This window comes from Shewanella sp. KCT (genome assembly GCF_007636505.1).
In the GTDB taxonomy this organism is placed as follows: Bacteria; Pseudomonadota; Gammaproteobacteria; order Enterobacterales; family Shewanellaceae; genus Shewanella; species Shewanella halotolerans.
On record NZ_LVDJ01000004.1, the window covers coordinates 266065 to 281550 of the forward strand.

At 51.7% G+C, this 15486-nt stretch carries 15 protein-coding genes and 1 other annotated feature; of the genes, 10 read left to right on the forward strand and 5 right to left on the reverse strand.

The features are described 5' to 3' along the window. Positions 1-9: 9 nt before the first annotated feature. From rimM to AYI87_RS08235, 8 genes are all read left to right on the forward strand, one after another. Positions 10-540, forward strand: coding sequence for a ribosome maturation factor RimM (gene rimM, locus AYI87_RS08200; protein WP_011864868.1), 531 nt, complete (start codon positions 10-12; stop codon positions 538-540). Positions 541-555: 15 nt separating this feature from the next. Then, positions 556-1302 carry a tRNA (guanosine(37)-N1)-methyltransferase TrmD gene (trmD, locus tag AYI87_RS08205; protein WP_144201121.1) on the forward strand — a complete coding sequence of 249 codons (747 nt, stop codon included), beginning with the start codon at positions 556-558 and terminating at the stop codon, positions 1300-1302. 34 nt (positions 1303-1336) lie between these two features. Beyond that, positions 1337-1687: a 50S ribosomal protein L19 gene (rplS, locus tag AYI87_RS08210; protein ID WP_011864870.1), complete on the forward strand. Its 351-nt coding sequence runs from the start codon at positions 1337-1339 to the stop codon at positions 1685-1687. A 408-nt stretch (positions 1688-2095) separates the two neighbouring features. Beyond that, positions 2096-3187: a 3-deoxy-7-phosphoheptulonate synthase gene (locus AYI87_RS08215; RefSeq protein ID WP_011864871.1), complete on the forward strand. Its 1092-nt coding sequence runs from the start codon at positions 2096-2098 to the stop codon at positions 3185-3187. A gap of 14 nt (positions 3188-3201) precedes the next feature. Continuing rightward, positions 3202-4341: a bifunctional chorismate mutase/prephenate dehydrogenase gene (gene tyrA, locus AYI87_RS08220; RefSeq protein ID WP_144201123.1), complete on the forward strand. Its 1140-nt coding sequence runs from the start codon at positions 3202-3204 to the stop codon at positions 4339-4341. Positions 4342-4878: 537 nt separating this feature from the next. After that, positions 4879-6543 carry a hydroxylamine reductase gene (gene hcp, locus AYI87_RS08225; RefSeq protein WP_144201125.1) on the forward strand — a complete coding sequence of 555 codons (1665 nt, stop codon included), beginning with the start codon at positions 4879-4881 and terminating at the stop codon, positions 6541-6543. A 60-nt stretch (positions 6544-6603) separates the two neighbouring features. Then, a complete protein-coding gene (locus AYI87_RS08230; RefSeq protein ID WP_144201127.1) occupies positions 6604-7671 on the forward strand; it encodes a hybrid-cluster NAD(P)-dependent oxidoreductase in 1068 nt (355 codons plus the stop codon). A gap of 272 nt (positions 7672-7943) precedes the next feature. Beyond that, the gene (locus tag AYI87_RS08235; protein ID WP_144201128.1) at positions 7944-8279 is read left to right on the forward strand and encodes a hypothetical protein; all 336 of its coding nucleotides are present in this window, start codon (positions 7944-7946) and stop codon (positions 8277-8279) included. Positions 8280-8355: 76 nt separating this feature from the next. On the opposite strand, the gene AYI87_RS08240 is transcribed toward AYI87_RS08235, so the two are convergent. Continuing rightward, positions 8356-10320, reverse strand: a complete 1965-nt coding sequence (locus AYI87_RS08240; protein WP_144201130.1) for a chorismate mutase — start codon at positions 10318-10320, stop codon at positions 8356-8358. A 40-nt stretch (positions 10321-10360) separates the two neighbouring features. Next, positions 10361-10483 (reverse strand) — a sequence feature (Phe leader region). Between the two features lie 832 nt (positions 10484-11315). Next, positions 11316-11690 carry a ribosome hibernation-promoting factor, HPF/YfiA family gene (hpf, locus tag AYI87_RS08245; protein ID WP_144201132.1) on the reverse strand — a complete coding sequence of 125 codons (375 nt, stop codon included), beginning with the start codon at positions 11688-11690 and terminating at the stop codon, positions 11316-11318. A 274-nt stretch (positions 11691-11964) separates the two neighbouring features. Here hpf and AYI87_RS08250 point away from each other — a divergent pair, with 274 nt between their 5' ends. Then, complete coding sequence (locus AYI87_RS08250) at positions 11965-12648, forward strand: cytochrome b/b6 domain-containing protein (protein WP_260865104.1); 684 nt, start codon at positions 11965-11967, stop codon at positions 12646-12648. Positions 12649-12846: 198 nt separating this feature from the next. Here AYI87_RS08250 and AYI87_RS08255 read toward each other — a convergent pair whose 3' ends face one another. Next, a complete protein-coding gene (locus AYI87_RS08255; protein WP_144201136.1) occupies positions 12847-13308 on the reverse strand; it encodes a c-type cytochrome in 462 nt (153 codons plus the stop codon). A gap of 230 nt (positions 13309-13538) precedes the next feature. Here AYI87_RS08255 and trpR point away from each other — a divergent pair, with 230 nt between their 5' ends. Continuing rightward, complete coding sequence (gene trpR, locus AYI87_RS08260) at positions 13539-13814, forward strand: trp operon repressor (protein ID WP_144201138.1); 276 nt, start codon at positions 13539-13541, stop codon at positions 13812-13814. 59 nt (positions 13815-13873) lie between these two features. Here the strand turns inward: trpR and AYI87_RS08265 are convergent, their stop codons facing one another. Together AYI87_RS08265 and slyD are read right to left on the reverse strand one after the other, a co-directional pair. Further along, positions 13874-14305, reverse strand: coding sequence for a hypothetical protein (locus AYI87_RS08265; protein ID WP_144201140.1), 432 nt, complete (start codon positions 14303-14305; stop codon positions 13874-13876). Positions 14306-14464: 159 nt separating this feature from the next. Then, positions 14465-15079 carry a peptidylprolyl isomerase gene (gene slyD / locus AYI87_RS08270; protein WP_144201142.1) on the reverse strand — a complete coding sequence of 205 codons (615 nt, stop codon included), beginning with the start codon at positions 15077-15079 and terminating at the stop codon, positions 14465-14467. Positions 15080-15486 lie beyond the last annotated feature (407 nt).

Genomic DNA, 15486 nt, shown 5'->3' on the forward strand with positions numbered 1-15486 from the left:
TATAGATTGATGAGTAGTCACCAAGAACCTGTCGTACTAGGCAAATTAGGCGCTAGTCACGGCATTAAAGGTTGGTTGAAGATCACTAGCTATACCGATTCTGTCGAAGATATTTTTGACTATTCACCTTGGTTGATTAAAGAGCAAGGCGAATGGCGCGAAGTCAAGGTTGCACAGTGGCGCTACCAAGGTAAGGCGATTATCGCCGCCCTTGAAGGCGTAACCACTCGAGACCAAGCGCAAATGCTCACTAACTGTGAGATTGCCATTCCCGCCGAGGCGATGAAGGCACTGCCGGAAGATGAATTCTACTGGCGTGATCTTATCGGCTGTGAGGTGGTGAATACTAAAGGCTACAAGATGGGCAAGGTCGACCAGATCGTGGAAACAGGATCGAACGACGTGCTGCTTGTGAAGGCCAACGCGAAAGATGGCTTTGGCAAAACGGAACGTATGATTCCTTTTGTTACCGAGCAGTTCATCCTAGAGGTGAATCTGGCGGAAAAACAAATTTTAGTGGATTGGGATCCGGACTTCTAAGTCAAGGGGCAGCAGATGTGGTTAGGGGTAGTAACCCTGTTTCCAGAGATGTTTCGTGCCGTAACAGACTTTGGTGTAACGGGTCGGGCCGTAAGTAACGGTTTGTTAGAGTTGCAAACGTGGAATCCCAGAGATTTCACCCATGATAAACATAGAACAGTGGACGATAGGCCTTACGGCGGCGGACCTGGCATGTTGATGATGGTGCAGCCTCTACGTGATGCCATCCATGCAGCGAAAGCCGCTGCGGGTGATAAGGCTAAGGTGATTTATCTTTCTCCTCAGGGACGTAAGCTGACACAGCAGGGCGTCGAAGAGTTAGCTAAATCGGAGCGTTTGATTTTAGTGTGTGGTCGCTACGAAGGTATCGATGAACGCATTATTCAAACGGAAGTGGACGAAGAGTGGTCGATTGGAGATTACGTGCTCTCGGGCGGTGAACTCCCAGCGATGACCCTGATCGATTCGGTCTCTCGTTTGGTTCCTGGCGTGCTAGGTAAACAAGCGTCGGCAGAGCAGGACTCCTTCTCTGACGGATTACTGGATTGTCCCCACTATACTCGCCCCGAAAGCCTAGATGGTATTGATGTACCGACGGTATTGCTTAGCGGCAACCACGAAAATATTAGACGCTGGCGATTGCAGCAGAGTCTCGGAAGAACTTTACTGCGGCGACCAGAATTATTTGAAAATCTAGCTCTGACTGATGAACAAACCAAGCTATTAGCCGAGTTTGTTAATACCGCCCAAGCAGGCGAGTAAAAGTGGTCAGTTATTACTAGTATGGAGTTTATTCATGAATAACATCATTAAAATGCTCAACGATGAGCAAATGAAGCAAGACGTACCAGAATTTGGTGCAGGTGACACAGTAGTTGTAAAAGTACGTGTTGTTGAAGGCGGTAAAGAGCGTCTACAGGCGTTCGAAGGTGTTGTTATCGCTAAGCGTAACCGTGGTCTGCACTCTGCATTCACTGTACGTAAGATCTCTAATGGCGAAGGTGTTGAGCGTGCGTTTCAAACTCACAGCCCGCTCATCTCTAGCATCGAAGTTAAGCGTCGCGGCCGTGTTCGTCGTGCTAAGCTTTACTACCTACGTGAGCGTTCAGGTAAGTCTGCACGTATCCGCGAGAAGCTTGCTAAGTAAGCACTCGCTAAAACGTAAAAAAAGATGCAGTGTTCGCACAATGACCCGCCTTATGGCGGGTTTTTGTTTTTAGGCGTTCACTAATGGGGGCGCTGTCATCTTTAGCATAGCCTTGTGCATTTTCCCTTTTCCCTTTTCCCTTTTCCCTTTTCCCTTTTCCTATTCTCTTGCCTGGCTGACCCCACTTGGCTAAACCTCTCTTGGTAAATCCACTCTAGTGACAAAATCTCTCTTTTCAGCCAGCGCTCAATGAGGCTTTTACCGCTTCGATCGTGAATTCTGCTTGAAAAGCAAATTTATGCTTGATCTAAATTTATGCAGCAGGCATAGTTAGTTCACAGGTGTAATGGTGTACCATTACGATATTGCATTTTAGGTATGAGAAAACACACTAGGTTGGTGACAGGTATGCAGCAAGACACGATTAATAATGTTCACATCAGCTCGGAGAAGGTGCTGGTGACCCCGGAAGAGTTAAAACAACAACTGCCCCTGTCGACTGCCGCCTATCATTATGTGCTTAACGCGCGCCGCACCGTATCGGACATAGTCCATAAGCGTGATAACCGCGTGCTGGTGGTCAGCGGCCCCTGTTCTATCCACGACATCGCCTCGGCCAAAGAGTACGCGCTGCGCCTTAAGACGCTACACGATGAGCTTAAAGATGAGTTCTATATCCTGATGCGGGTCTACTTCGAGAAGCCACGTACCACAGTGGGCTGGAAGGGGATGATCAACGATCCCGATATGGATGAGTCTTTCGATGTCGAGAAAGGCCTGCGTCAGGCGCGCGAATTGATGATCTGGCTGGCGGAGCTGGGACTGCCGGTGGCCACCGAGGCGCTGGATCCTATCAGCCCGCAATACATCTCTGAGCTGGTCACCTGGTCGGCTATCGGCGCGCGCACCACAGAATCTCAGACTCACAGGGAGATGGCCTCGGGACTCTCTATGCCGGTCGGCTTCAAGAATGGTACAGACGGCAAGTTAGGTGTCGCGATCAACGCGCTGCAATCGGCGGCCAGCAGCCACAGATTTATGGGGATCAACCAGGCGGGTCAGGTAGCGCTGCTACAGACCGCGGGTAACCCAGATGGTCACGTGATCCTGCGCGGCGGCAAGACTCCTAACTATGACGCTTCGAGCGTGGCCGAGTGTGAGCAGCAGCTGCATGCGGCCAAGCTTAACGCCCGCTTGGTGGTGGATTGCAGCCACGGTAACTCGAGTAAAGATCACACCCGCCAGCCGAGCGTCTGTCAGGATGTGTTTGATCAGATTGCCAACGGTAATAAGTCGATCATAGGCGTCATGCTGGAGAGTCATTTGAACGAAGGCAATCAGAGCAGCGACAAGCCGATGAGTGAGTTGGCCTACGGGGTGTCGGTAACCGATGCCTGCATCGACTGGCAGACCACGGAAGATCTTCTACGTCAGGGGGCGGCACAATTGGCATCGGTTTTACCAGGCAGATTTGCTATGCTCAAGGCGGTCAATGCCTGATGGAACACGCGCAAATGAGTGAGAAAACCACTAACGAACTGGAAAAACTAAGAGAGCATATCGACAGCGTCGATCAACAGCTGCTGCATCTGCTGCGTAAACGCTTGGATCTCGTGGCCCAGGTGGGCGGGGTCAAGCATGCGGCCGGTGTGCCCATCTACGCGCCTCAGCGCGAGGCCTCCATGTTGGCCAAGCGCCGGGAAGAGGCGGCCAAGATGAATGTCTCGCCCCAGCTGATCGAAGATATTCTGCGCCGCCTGATGCGCGAGTCCTATCTCAACGAGAAGGACGTCGGTTTCAAGCAGGTGAAGACAGATCTGGGACATGTGGTGATCGTCGGTGGTCAGGGCAAGCTTGGCGGCCTGTTTGCGCAGATGCTGAGTCTGTCCGGCTATCAGGTGAAATCTCTTGATAAAGACGACTGGCAGCAGGCCGAGGCGATATTTGACGGGGCAGGGATGGTGATAGTCACTGTACCCATTAGCATCACCTGTGAGCTGATTCGCGACAAGCTTACCAGCCTGCCGAGCAGATGCATCCTGGCCGATCTCACCTCCATCAAAGAGAAGCCGCTTGAAGCGATGCTCGCCAGCCATCAGGGCCCGGTAGTGGGTCTGCACCCCATGTTCGGCCCGGATGTGGGCAGCCTGGCCAAGCAGGTGGTTGTGGTGTGTCATGGCCGCGGCCGTGAGCAGTACGAATGGTTGCTGGAACAGATAGGGATCTGGGGCGCTCGCCTGGTCGAGGCCGATGCTAAGCAGCACGACAAGGCGATGCAGCTGGTGCAGGCGATGCGCCACTTCTCCTCCTTCGTCTACGGTCTGAACCTCTATCGTGAGGCGGCGGATATCGACAATCTATTGCAGTTCAGTTCGCCCATCTACCGGCTGGAGCTGGCGATGGTCGGGCGCCTGTTTGCCCAGAGTCCCGAACTCTATGCCGATATCATCTTCGCCCAACAGGAGAGCCTGACCGCAATAGGGGATTACCTAGATAACTATGCCCAGGCGCTTGAACTCCTGAAACGAGGCGACAGGCAAGGTTTCATTCGCGAGTTCGAGGAGGTGGCGGCCTGGTTTGGGGATTTTGCACCTCAGTTCCAGCGCGAGAGCCGGGCCATGTTGCAGTCGGTTAATGATATGAAGACAGGTTAATTGCTAACCTAGGGAAGGTGCGAATAAGTCCCGTGCTTGCTCTGCGTGTGCTTAAAGTGGATAGATGCAAGGCACAGTTTGCAGCGAATGGCCCTAGTCCTTCGCAAGAACTGTAACGCAGCAAATACCGCTGTAAGCCTCGCCCTGCGGGGCTTTGATAGCAACACCATTTCGGCGTTATTCAACTTCAGCAGGCCTCGGCATGCTTTCAGTTGAATGCCTTGAACTGTCGCTGCTATCAAAGCCAGAGCTGTGCGACGACTTGTCCGCACCTTCCCTAGATTAAAACTCCCTGGCGGCGTCCGAGTGATTGACACTTAGGGCGCCGTCTTTCTTTTGGGCCTATTTAAAGGATAACTTGCTGTTTTAAATTGTTTTACGATATTTTTTAACAGTTTAGTTTCGCATGAGCTAATTTGATCCGCTTCATAGTTTCTCACATTGCTCGCAAGTTTCACTTTTGTGCCTGTGTTTACCACAGTAGACTCCGCTTAAAACATGCAAAGAAAAAGCATGATTAAATAAAGGAGCAGTATTGTGTTTTGTATTCAGTGTGAGCAAACCATTCGTACCCCTGCCGGCAATGGTTGTAGTTATTCCCAAGGCATGTGTGGCAAACTAGCGGCCACCTCAGATCTGCAAGATCTGCTGATTTATATCTTACAAGGCGTATCTGCCTATGCCGAGAAGGCGCGCGCCTTCGGCATCATTGACCCGGCCATCGACACCTTCGTGCCTAAGGCGTTCTTCGCTACCCTGACCAATGTGAACTTCGATGACGAGCGCATCATGGCCTATACCCAGCAGGCCTATGTCTACCGCGCCCAGCTTCAGGCGGCCTATGAGGCGGCTTGTAAGGCACAGGGGCAGCCTGTTGAGACACTGATCCCCGCCGCCAGCCTAGTACTCGCCAGCGTGAAAGAAGATATGTTGGCCCAGGCCGCTCAGGCGCTACCTAATCGCGGCAAAGAGGAGGTCAACGAGGATATCATGGGCCTGCGTCTGCTCTGTCTCTATGGTCTTAAAGGCGCGGCCGCCTACATGGAGCATGCCCGTGTGCTGGATCAAACTGACGCTGAGGTGGCGGCTAAGTTTCATGAGATCATGGCCTTCTTGGGCTCAGATTCTGTCGATGCCGACAAGCTGTTTGCCACCGCGATGGAGATAGGTCAGCTGAACTATCGCGTGATGGCCATGCTCGATGATGGCGAGACTCAGGCCTTCGGTCATCCGGAGCCTACTCAGGTCAACACGGTTGCGGTGAAGGGCAAGGCGATTCTGGTGTCGGGCCACGACATGAAAGATCTCGAGCTTATTCTTAAGCAGACCGAGGGTAAGGGGATCAACGTCTTCACCCACGGCGAGATGCTACCGGCGCTGGCCTATCCCGAATTGAAGAAGTATCCACACCTGGTAGGCAACTACGGCAGTGCGTGGCAAAACCAACAGAAAGAGTTCGCCAACTTCCCTGGTGCGGTGGTGATGACCTCTAACTGTATTATCGATCCTAATGTGGGCGACTACGCCGACCGTATCTTTACCCGCAGCATAGTGGGTTGGCCGGGCGTGACCCATATCGTGGGGGATGACTTCTCTGCGGTGATCGATAAGGCCTTATCCCTTGAGGGCTTCGCCTATGATGAGATCCCCCATCACATCACCATAGGTTTCGCTCGCAATGCGTTAATGGCCGCCGCGCCTGCCGTTGTGGAGAATGTGAAGAGTGGTGCCATCAAGCACTTCTTCCTGGTCGGTGGTTGTGACGGTGACAAGGCCGAGCGCAGCTACTTTACCGACATCGCCAAGGCGGCGCCAAAGGACTCCATCATCATGACCTTAGGCTGTGGTAAGTATAAGTTTAACAAGCTAGCCTTCGGTGATATCAACGGCATTCCACGCTTGCTGGATATCGGTCAGTGCAACGATGCCTACTCGGCGATTCAGCTGGCGATCGCCCTGTCTGAGGTGTTCGAGTGCGAGATCAACGAACTGCCGCTGAGCCTGGTGCTTTCCTGGTTTGAGCAGAAGGCGATCGTTATCCTGCTGACCCTATTGTCACTGGGGGTGAAGAACATACGCACAGGCCCTAGCGCGCCAGCCTTCTTGACGCCAAACCTGCTTAAGGTGCTAGAAGACAAGTTTGGCCTGCGTTCTACCACCACGGTGGAGCAAGATCTTAACGCCATCTTAAACGTTGCCTAAAACGCCCCCAAACGTCCACGGTACTGCCGTGGGCGTTTTTTCTTTTTTGGTAAGTCACCCATGAATCAACAAGATTATCTATCACCCAACTGGCAAGCAGGCGAGACTAGGCTTGTTTGTGTCGAGCGCTGGCAGGAAACCCATGATGTGACCAGCTTTCGCTTTCAAGGGGCGCAGCCGGTTAAGTTTCATTTTAAGCCGGGTCAGTTCATCACCTTCCTGCTGGATATTCAGGGAGAGCGGGTCGCCCGCAGCTATACCATCTCTTCGTCGCCTTCGCGCCCCTATTCCCTAGTGGTAACCATCAAGCGTATTCCTGGCGGGCGGGTGTCCAATTACCTAATCGATAACCTCAAGGCGGGGCACAGCGTCAACGTCAGCGGCCCGGCTGGCGCCTTTAATCTGATCGATATTCCCGCCAGTCGCTATCTCTTCTTAAGCGCCGGCAGTGGTATTACCCCCATGTATTCCATGTCGCGTTGGCTGACGGACACTCAGGTGGGCAGTGATATCGCCTTCGTGCACAGCGCTAAGGCCAAGGAAGATCTCATTTTTCATGAGGCGCTGCTGAAGATGGCCCAGCGTCATCCCAATATGGCGCTGCACTGCAGCTTGGAGTCGGGCGAGTTACTCGAGGCCTGTGCTAGTTTCGAGGGCAGATTAAACTTGGAGATGCTCGCGAAGGCCGTGCCCGATTATCTTGATCGCACAGTGTTCGTCTGTGGCCCAGAGCCCTATATGCAGGCGGTGAAGGCAATGTTGCAAGATGCTGGGTTTGACATGAGTCGTTATCATCAGGAGAGCTTCGGCGTGCCGTCCTCTGCGTCTTCACAGCAAGTAGAAGGGTTGGACGAGGTTGCGGGTTCTACTCCCTTCATGCTGCAAATTGGTGAGCTGTCTACGCCGCTCACTGGAGAGCAGACGGTACTGGAGGGGATAGAGGCGAAAGGGTTGCCCATTATCGCCGCCTGTCGCTCAGGGGTCTGCGGCGCCTGTAAGTGTCAGGTGCTAAGCGGCGAGACAGAGTCCTGCAGTGAGATGACGCTGACGCCGGCCGAGGTAGCGCAGGGCTTTATTCTCGCCTGCTCGACGCGATTAAAGTCTGATGTGACCCTCTCTTTGGCATAAGAGGTGTTGGCTGGATAAGAGGTATTGGCTGGCAAAGGCGAGGATTTTCATCAAGGACCTCGCCAGTTTTTCGGCATCTCTTTTGGCTGAGGCGCTATTGCCAGCGCAGACAGTTTGGCACTCTGCCAGCAAAATTGTTGCGATGGGATAAATCGATCGCAAGATTTGCGCAAAAGACGATGACACAGTATGGTTAATGATAAGGACTAGGCGCAGTATGGCATCTGGTTCACTCTTTATCCCCTGTGTGGAATTTGTGTGGAGCGCCCTTTATGGTATCGACTACGTCACAGCCTGTCGTTTTAGACGACCATAGTCTTGGCCATCTCCTGTATGCCTTGATGTCGGCTTTTCCGCTGCTGTTATTGCCGCCCCTGTTTGCCTTGGTGATCAGTCTCGGGCAGAAGGGGGATAAGATGAGTAGCCTGCTCTATTCTCACATACGTTGGCAGCGTTGGTCGATTATCTCTCTGTTTTCGCTATTATTGCTGGCCTACTTAGTGCCTCAAGGCTGGATGGCCGTGAGTCTGTCACTGCTGGCGCTCTTGTGGTTTTGTCATCGCACCATCAAAGGTTGGATGAATCTGGTGGATGGCCTGGCGATTTAAGCTTATCGGCAAAAAAAAGAGGACCTCTGGTCCTCTTTTTTTTATGACTTAGCAGCTCTTGTTATGACACAAGTGACTAGCCGCGGTAGAGACGGGCAAGAATGTCGCTATGGGCCTTAAGTTGCTGTGGGTCGCTCAGCCCCAGTACGAGACCATCGGCCTTGAGCGCCTTGGCCGCGCCCGCCTGGCTGGCAAGTTCCTCTTGCTGACAGGCGTAGCGGGTGTTGAGCAGTACCGGCAGGTGGCTTCTCTCCTTGAGGCTGATCAGTCCCGAGAGATCTAAGGTTGGCCGCTGCTGCTCGTTGAAGGTCCTGATGCCGGCTTCACTCAGGGCCAACTGTTGATTGCCCGCAGCTAAGATGACCTCGGCGGCGCCCAGCCACTCATCCAGGCTGGCCATGGTGTTGCGCTCTAAGATCACCGGCATGTGCAGCGCACCCACCTGTTCAAGCAGATCGCGATTGTGCATCTGCTTGCCGCTGATCAGCAGCATGTCGGCGTGATCACAGGCCAGAGGGAGCTCGCTCTCATTTTCGATGGCGACGATACAGGCGAGATCAAACTGGTTCAGGGCTCTGCGCATCTCACTCAGTTGGCGATTGGCCATGGGGTTGGCGTTTAGCTCGCTGACGGTCACTGCCTGGAAACCCGCTTCCTTTATCTGTTTCGCCAGCTGGCCGTAGTGGCCAGACTCTTGGGTCAGTGCCAGTTGGGCGATGGCGCCAAACTGACCGTCGCCTAGCTGTAACTGTCTGCAGATGACACTAGTGACCTGAGGATGTTCGGCCAGGCTATGACGCTGGTGTTTGGCGTCCTGTTTCTCTTTGGCCTGTTGGTCCGCCTCGCGGCTGGTGGTGGGCTCAATCATCAGCTGACTGTTGCTTAGCTGGGTGGGGTTGACGGTTTCGCAAGGGTAGCAGCCCAGCACCTTGATAAAGCGGGTGATCCGTTCAAGCTCCTTCAATGCCTGCTGCATCTCGTTGCTTGCTAGATTCGCGTCGAGATCCAGATAGAACATCTCTTCCCATGGCGTGCCTGGAATAGGGCGGGATTCGAGCTTGCTCATGTTGAGATCATGGGCCTTTAGGATAAGCAGGGCTTCAACCAGGGCGCCGGGCTTCTGTCCCGTGGCCATGATGAGAGTTGTCTTGGCCGGCAGCTGCTCGGGCACCGCAATCGCCTTTCTTGCCACCACTATGAAGCGGCTCTGGTTGATCTTTTGGTTGGCCAGCTCGCGCTCAACAGCCTCGAGTTGATACAGGGCGCCCCCTTCGACGCTGCCGATGGCGGCGACGCTGTTGTCGTCGGCCTCGAGTACCCGCTCCATGGCCTCGGCGCTGCTGGAGCAGTATTCCAGTTTGAACTCGCCATGTTGGCTCAGGTAGCGACTGCACTGACTGATGGGTTGCGGATGGGCATAGATGGTCTTGATCTGCTTAACGTTGGTGCCCGGCTTGGCCAGTAGGCAATGGCCTACCTCTATGGTGGTCTCGCCGACGATGGCCAGGCTGGTGTGTTGCAGCACGTCATAGACTTCGTTGATCGAGCCTGAGGAGGTGTTTTCGATCGGCAGGAAGCCGTAGTCCGCATGACCGGATTCCACCGCCTGCACTATCTCATCGAAGCTCTTGCAACCCAGATCCTGCATGCCTACCTGACGACGTTCGCAGTAGCGGGTAGCGGCGAGATAGGAGTAGGAGCCGCGGGCGCCCAGATAGGCGATGTTGTATTGCTGCTTCTGAAAGTCTGGATTGGCACGGCCCTGCAGGTAGGCCTGCTGGTTTAATACTGAGTCTTCGATGATGCTCTGATAGAGAGAGAGGACATAGTGGGCATCGAGTCCCTGCTCGCGTCCCTGCTTAACCAGGCGGGCCAGCAGTTCTTTCTCTCTCTGGGTGTCGCGTATCGGGCGAATATCGACCTCTTTGCTGCGTGCGACATCAAGACTCAGTGCCCGTCGTTTGGCCAGCAGTGCCAGTAGTTCATTGTCGAGTGCGGTGATCTGTTCCCGGGTATGGCTAAGGGGATGTGGTTTGGTCATGCTGTCCTCTGTCGTTGAACGCTTCTCGATTACTCATGCAAATAAAAAAGCCCCCCATAATGGGAGGCCTTGGAATTTTTACTTTCGTTTTTACACCGAAATTCCGCCTCCCTAGAAGGGTGGAATAAAAAAGAAAGTAAAAAAAGCTTGGGTGTTCATTTTCATAGCCTTCAAATTAAGCCCTGCTCAATACTCTGTCAATTAAAAAAGGGACAAAGTGAGAATTTATACCTGTGGTAGTAGGAGCCCCGAGTGAGCGAATTGACTTGTCACAAATAGAAAGCGCACCTCTTTGGGTGCGCCGGGAGAGTAAAAGATCAGAATTTAAGATGGGGCATCCTCCTTTGCTTGTCGCCTGCAGATGAAAGCTCTGCGGCAGGTGATAAGGGCGAGGCAGCGGGCTAATCGACTAGCGGTGATCCAATGGCCTGTTAACGTCTACTACGTTGGTTGCCTTTATTGGCTATCTGGCTGCCTCAGTTAGGGAAAAAGCACTCAATATTAAAATGGGACTGCGCTCCTTTCTCACTACTTAGGGTGCAATTACCTGAGACTATCTCAGCGGCTACCCTATGGCTCTCGGGGACGACTTGTTTGGCGCTATGCCTGGTTCCTATTTGGGCTCATCTTAAGCCTTAGGTTGTGTGAGTCGCCTACAATAAATCAAACGTGAAAGATTAACGTCTTGCGTTTGGCTAATGTGACCTCTTACTCCTGTGTTGGCTTGCATGTGACATCAGAGACGGCACTTAATAGTAAGTATAACAAGGGCGGACAACATAGCTAGTTCGTTAGCTGAGTTCCACGGCTTCTTACTGAAGGCCTGTGGCTGGTTTGAATGTCCGTCCTCGTCTTTTGCCTGTCGCTGTACCTTTTATTTAGGTGGCGATTTAACTATCCACCAAGTTTGGGTAAGTGGCTTTTGTGCCAGTTCGTTAGCGTTCGTTCCTCGGTCTATGCCTGAGGCGATGTTTCGCCACTTACCGTTAAATCTGTTACGCCGCGTATTCCTTATCTATTGTCTCCTCATACTCGTCGTCTAATTCGGCGCTTTCTGGCGTTGGGCTTGTCGCTGGAGCTGTGTAGCGAGCTCCTTCCGGTTTGTGGCTGAGGCGATTGAGCTGTTTCTCCAATTTCTGACCCATTGCATTGATTGCTGCATAGAGATCTTTGTCTTTCGCCTGAGCAAATAAGGTGTTGCTTGGTATACCGACTGAAGCTTCTATCTTAAACCCTTGCTTCTCTTGACCTATGATTACATGTGGATTTATGAGCTGTACATCGTGTCTACTTAGTTTTTCTAAACGGCTCTCGATACGTTCACGGATAGGAGTGGTGACTTCGAAATCTTTACTTGTAATCTTTATCATATGTCGAACCTTTCGTTGTTTCCTTGACTTCAGATTACCAATTTAGCCCCCATAAAACGTGATCTAGATCAACTTTTTGCTGCCATTATTTTCCGTTCGTTGGTTATTTGAGCCCTTAGACAAAATTGCAAAATAAACATTAGGAATGGCTTGTATTTCTCTATTTTAGGCTGCATATTTGACTGGATAACACTGCTTACATAAATCTATTTGCCTCTCCCTATCGCTTCAAATATCATCAATTTCATTATTTTCTAAAGCGATGAGTTATAAGATGTCCTCAGTAGAAAACCCTCAGTCTGGCCAGGTAAAAATTAAGGTATGGGATCTGCCTACGCGCCTGTTTCATTGGTCCATGATAGCGCTGCTCGGTGGTCTATGGTTGAGCGCCGAGGTGGGGGAGATGCAATGGCATCAGGTATTTGCCTATGGCCTATTGATCTTGATTGGTTTTCGTATTCTCTGGGGCATAGTGGGTAGCGAGACCTCGCGCTTTAGTCATTTCGTTAAGTCGCCGACTCAGGTGCTGGCCTATGTCAAACAGCCCCAGGGTCGTAGCATAGGCCATAATCCGCTCGGCGGTTATATGGTGGTGGCGATGATCTTGGTGTTGGTTGCTCAGCTCACCACAGGCCTGTTTGCCACAGACGAAATCTTTACCGAAGGGCCGCTATACAGTTATGTGAGCAGCGAGCTGGCCGGGACTCTGACCTGGCTGCATAAGCAAAATTTCAATTTACTCCTGTTGCTGGCGGTTTTGCATATTCTTGCAGTTATCTGGCACGGCATAAAAGGCGACAAGTTGGTGGGCGCCATGATCACCGGCTATAAGAGTGTCAGCCGTGAGAGTGTCACCGAGTTTAAGTTTAGCTCAGGCCTGATGGCCCTGACCCTGGTCGGCGTGTTAGCGGGCCTGGTGGTGAACTATCTGATTTGGCCAATCGCGGCCATGCTTTAGCGTTATTAGGTCTTAGCCTTGTTAAGTCTTAGTGTTATTAGGTCTTATCCTTGTTAGGTTGAAGCGGTAGTAAATTGAAGCGTGATTGGCCGCGCTGAAGCAAAGGATAAAAAAGGGAGCTTAACAGCTCCCTTTTTATTCGTCTAACGAGTGCTCTTGCTAGTCGTCTGATTAGTCGTCTGCAATAGTCGTGTTGAATTAGTCTTTCTTGTAGACGTCGTGGCAACCCTTACAGCTCTTGCCGGTATTCATAAAGGCTTGCTTGATAGCATTTTGATCGCTTGATTGTGCGGCAACGGCGAGTTTAGCGGCATTGTCTTGGAAAGCGCTCATCTTAGCGTCGAAATCGGCCTTGTCGCTCCAGATTTTTGCTAGCGCATCTGTGTGGCCCTTGTCAGAACCGGCAACGAAACCTTCGGCAGGTAGCTTGCTCAGTGCGGCAACGTTTTGTGCACGCATGGCAAAGACTTCGGCGTCGAACGGCTTCTTGCCCTTAAGCATGGCGCCCATGTCGCCAAAGTTGTGAGCGATCAGGCCAAAAGCAGATTGACGATAGTGAATCGCATCGTCTGTCTCTTTGAAGTTATTGGCTTGTACCGCTGAGGCCAGTAAGGCACTGCCGGCTAAGGCTAGCAGGCTTAATTTAAACTGTTTTTTCATGGCAATCATTCTCACTACTTTGTGGTTTTATGTGATCTAACGCAAACATTCTAATCTTAATTAACTATCAGATACTATAGATTTTTCTCTAAAAGCCCGGCCAAAATGTGTCCGAATGTGTCTAACCCTTAGACGCCTGACTAATCGCATCGATGGCCATGATAGCCAGCGTGACAGGTTTCTTGGTACACTTGCTTGTACTGGTAGGCAATGACAGTTTTGGAGCCAAAGTGCGCGCAAATTGGGATCTGGTTTTAGAGAAAGTGGTCAATCATCAAGACACTGACGCCTTGATGGATCTGTTCGACTTGCTGCTCACCGAAGAGGAACGCAGCGCCATTGCCGGGCGGCTGAAGGTGTTTCAGGCTTTATTACTGGGAGAGATGAGCCAGCGACAGATTGCCGCCGAGTTCGAGATCAGTATTGCCACCATCACACGTTGTTCCAATTACCTCAAACATATGCCAGTAGAGCAGCGCGATCGCATCAAGGCGCTCATTCTCTAACGGCAAGCTTTTACACGACTCAGTCTGTTAACTAGCAGCTCTAACCGGAAGCTTTCTAACTAGATCACCCGAATAGGCACTGGGCGTTGGTGCTGACGATAGCTGCGGCGCTGCGCCAGACGAAACAGTGCGAAACAGGTTAATCCTGCGCCGGCAAACATCAGATAATTCGAGTCGCCATGGCGAAAGACAAACAGGGCGCCTAGCAGGTATGCATAGGGCAGCAAGTTGTAGAGGGCTTCAGGCAAGAGTCCGCGCCTGCGACGCTTGGGATTGTCGCTCCGCCGGTTCTGAGAGCGCATGTTGAAGATACGCGCGCCGAGCAGGAAGATGATCACGCCTAAGAGCACGGGAAGGGGCGCCGGACTCAGCAGTATGGTACTTGTTGCGATGAGCAGGTAGATGGTCGGGAGTTTTTCATAGACGGGCTGAGCTATCATGTCGATATCCTTATCGTTAATACGCAGCGAGCTGATTTTGTCTTGAAGCATAAAATAAAAGAGTCGGCATCACCTAGTAAAAGGTGGCCGACTCTATTCAGAATCCTACCTGAGATTGACGCCCCAGCGTCAAATTAAGGCTTTAGATTGAGTAACTAGTGTCTAATGCCTCTAGTTACTAATATCTCTAGTAACTAATGCCTTTAGAGCTTAGTGCTGGCAGCCGCAACCGCCGTTGCCGTCACAACCTTCTTTGGCTGGCTTCTCAGGATCTTCGCTACAGCAACCGCCATGGTGACCATGACCTTCGCCGCCACAGCAACCACCTTCATGGCTATGCTCGTGGCTACCACAGCCGCCGGCCGCATGGATATGGCCATGGGCGATCTCTTCGGCGCTAGCGTCGCGTACTGACAGTACTTCAACGGTGAAGTTAAGGGTTTGACCCGCGAGTGGGTGGTTACCGTCAACTACGACCACATCGTCTTTCACTTCGGTGACTTGTACCGGACGTTGGCCCATCTCTGTTTCGGCGATAAAACGCATGCCTGGCACGATATCTTCGATATCGCCGAAGGCTGCTAATGGGACATCTTGGCGTAAACCATCGTGGTAAGGACCGTAAGCCTGCTCGGCTTCTACGGTAACGTCGAGCTTGTCGCCAACACTTTTGCCTTCGAGCGCCTGCTCAAGGCCTGGGATCATGTTTTCTGCACCGTGAAGGTAAAGCATTGGCTCACCTTCAAATGAACTCTCGATCAACTCACCTTGCTGGTTCGTTAAGCGGTAATGGATGCTAACAGCTTTGTGTTGGGTGATTATCATATCGCCTCCAATTCAGAATGTGGCGGCATTTTAGCTCGCTTTGTTGGCCTTGGCGATGACCTAGCGCAGCTTCTTGAGGGAAAATCGGTAAATTTTTTTTCATTCGCTTAGGCCCTGGGAGAAGGTGGGCAGGTTTAATAATTTCATTTTGATTTGTTATTCATTATTTGTGGGAAAATATTTTGCTTTGCTGGTGGTTAAATTTATGGGGTAACAGTGGGTTTTGGGCCTCTCATTTCGGTAGGCGAATTAGTTGTGTTAAAGGTAGGTTTTATCCTGGGCTAGATTGCTTTTATGTTTCTATCTTGCTGTTTAATAATGCTTTAGTTGTTAGTGAGATGAGGTGCTTTTGATAGGGTGACTCAGTCTAAGTCACCCTTAGATGACTGGAAATCTATCTCTTGTCA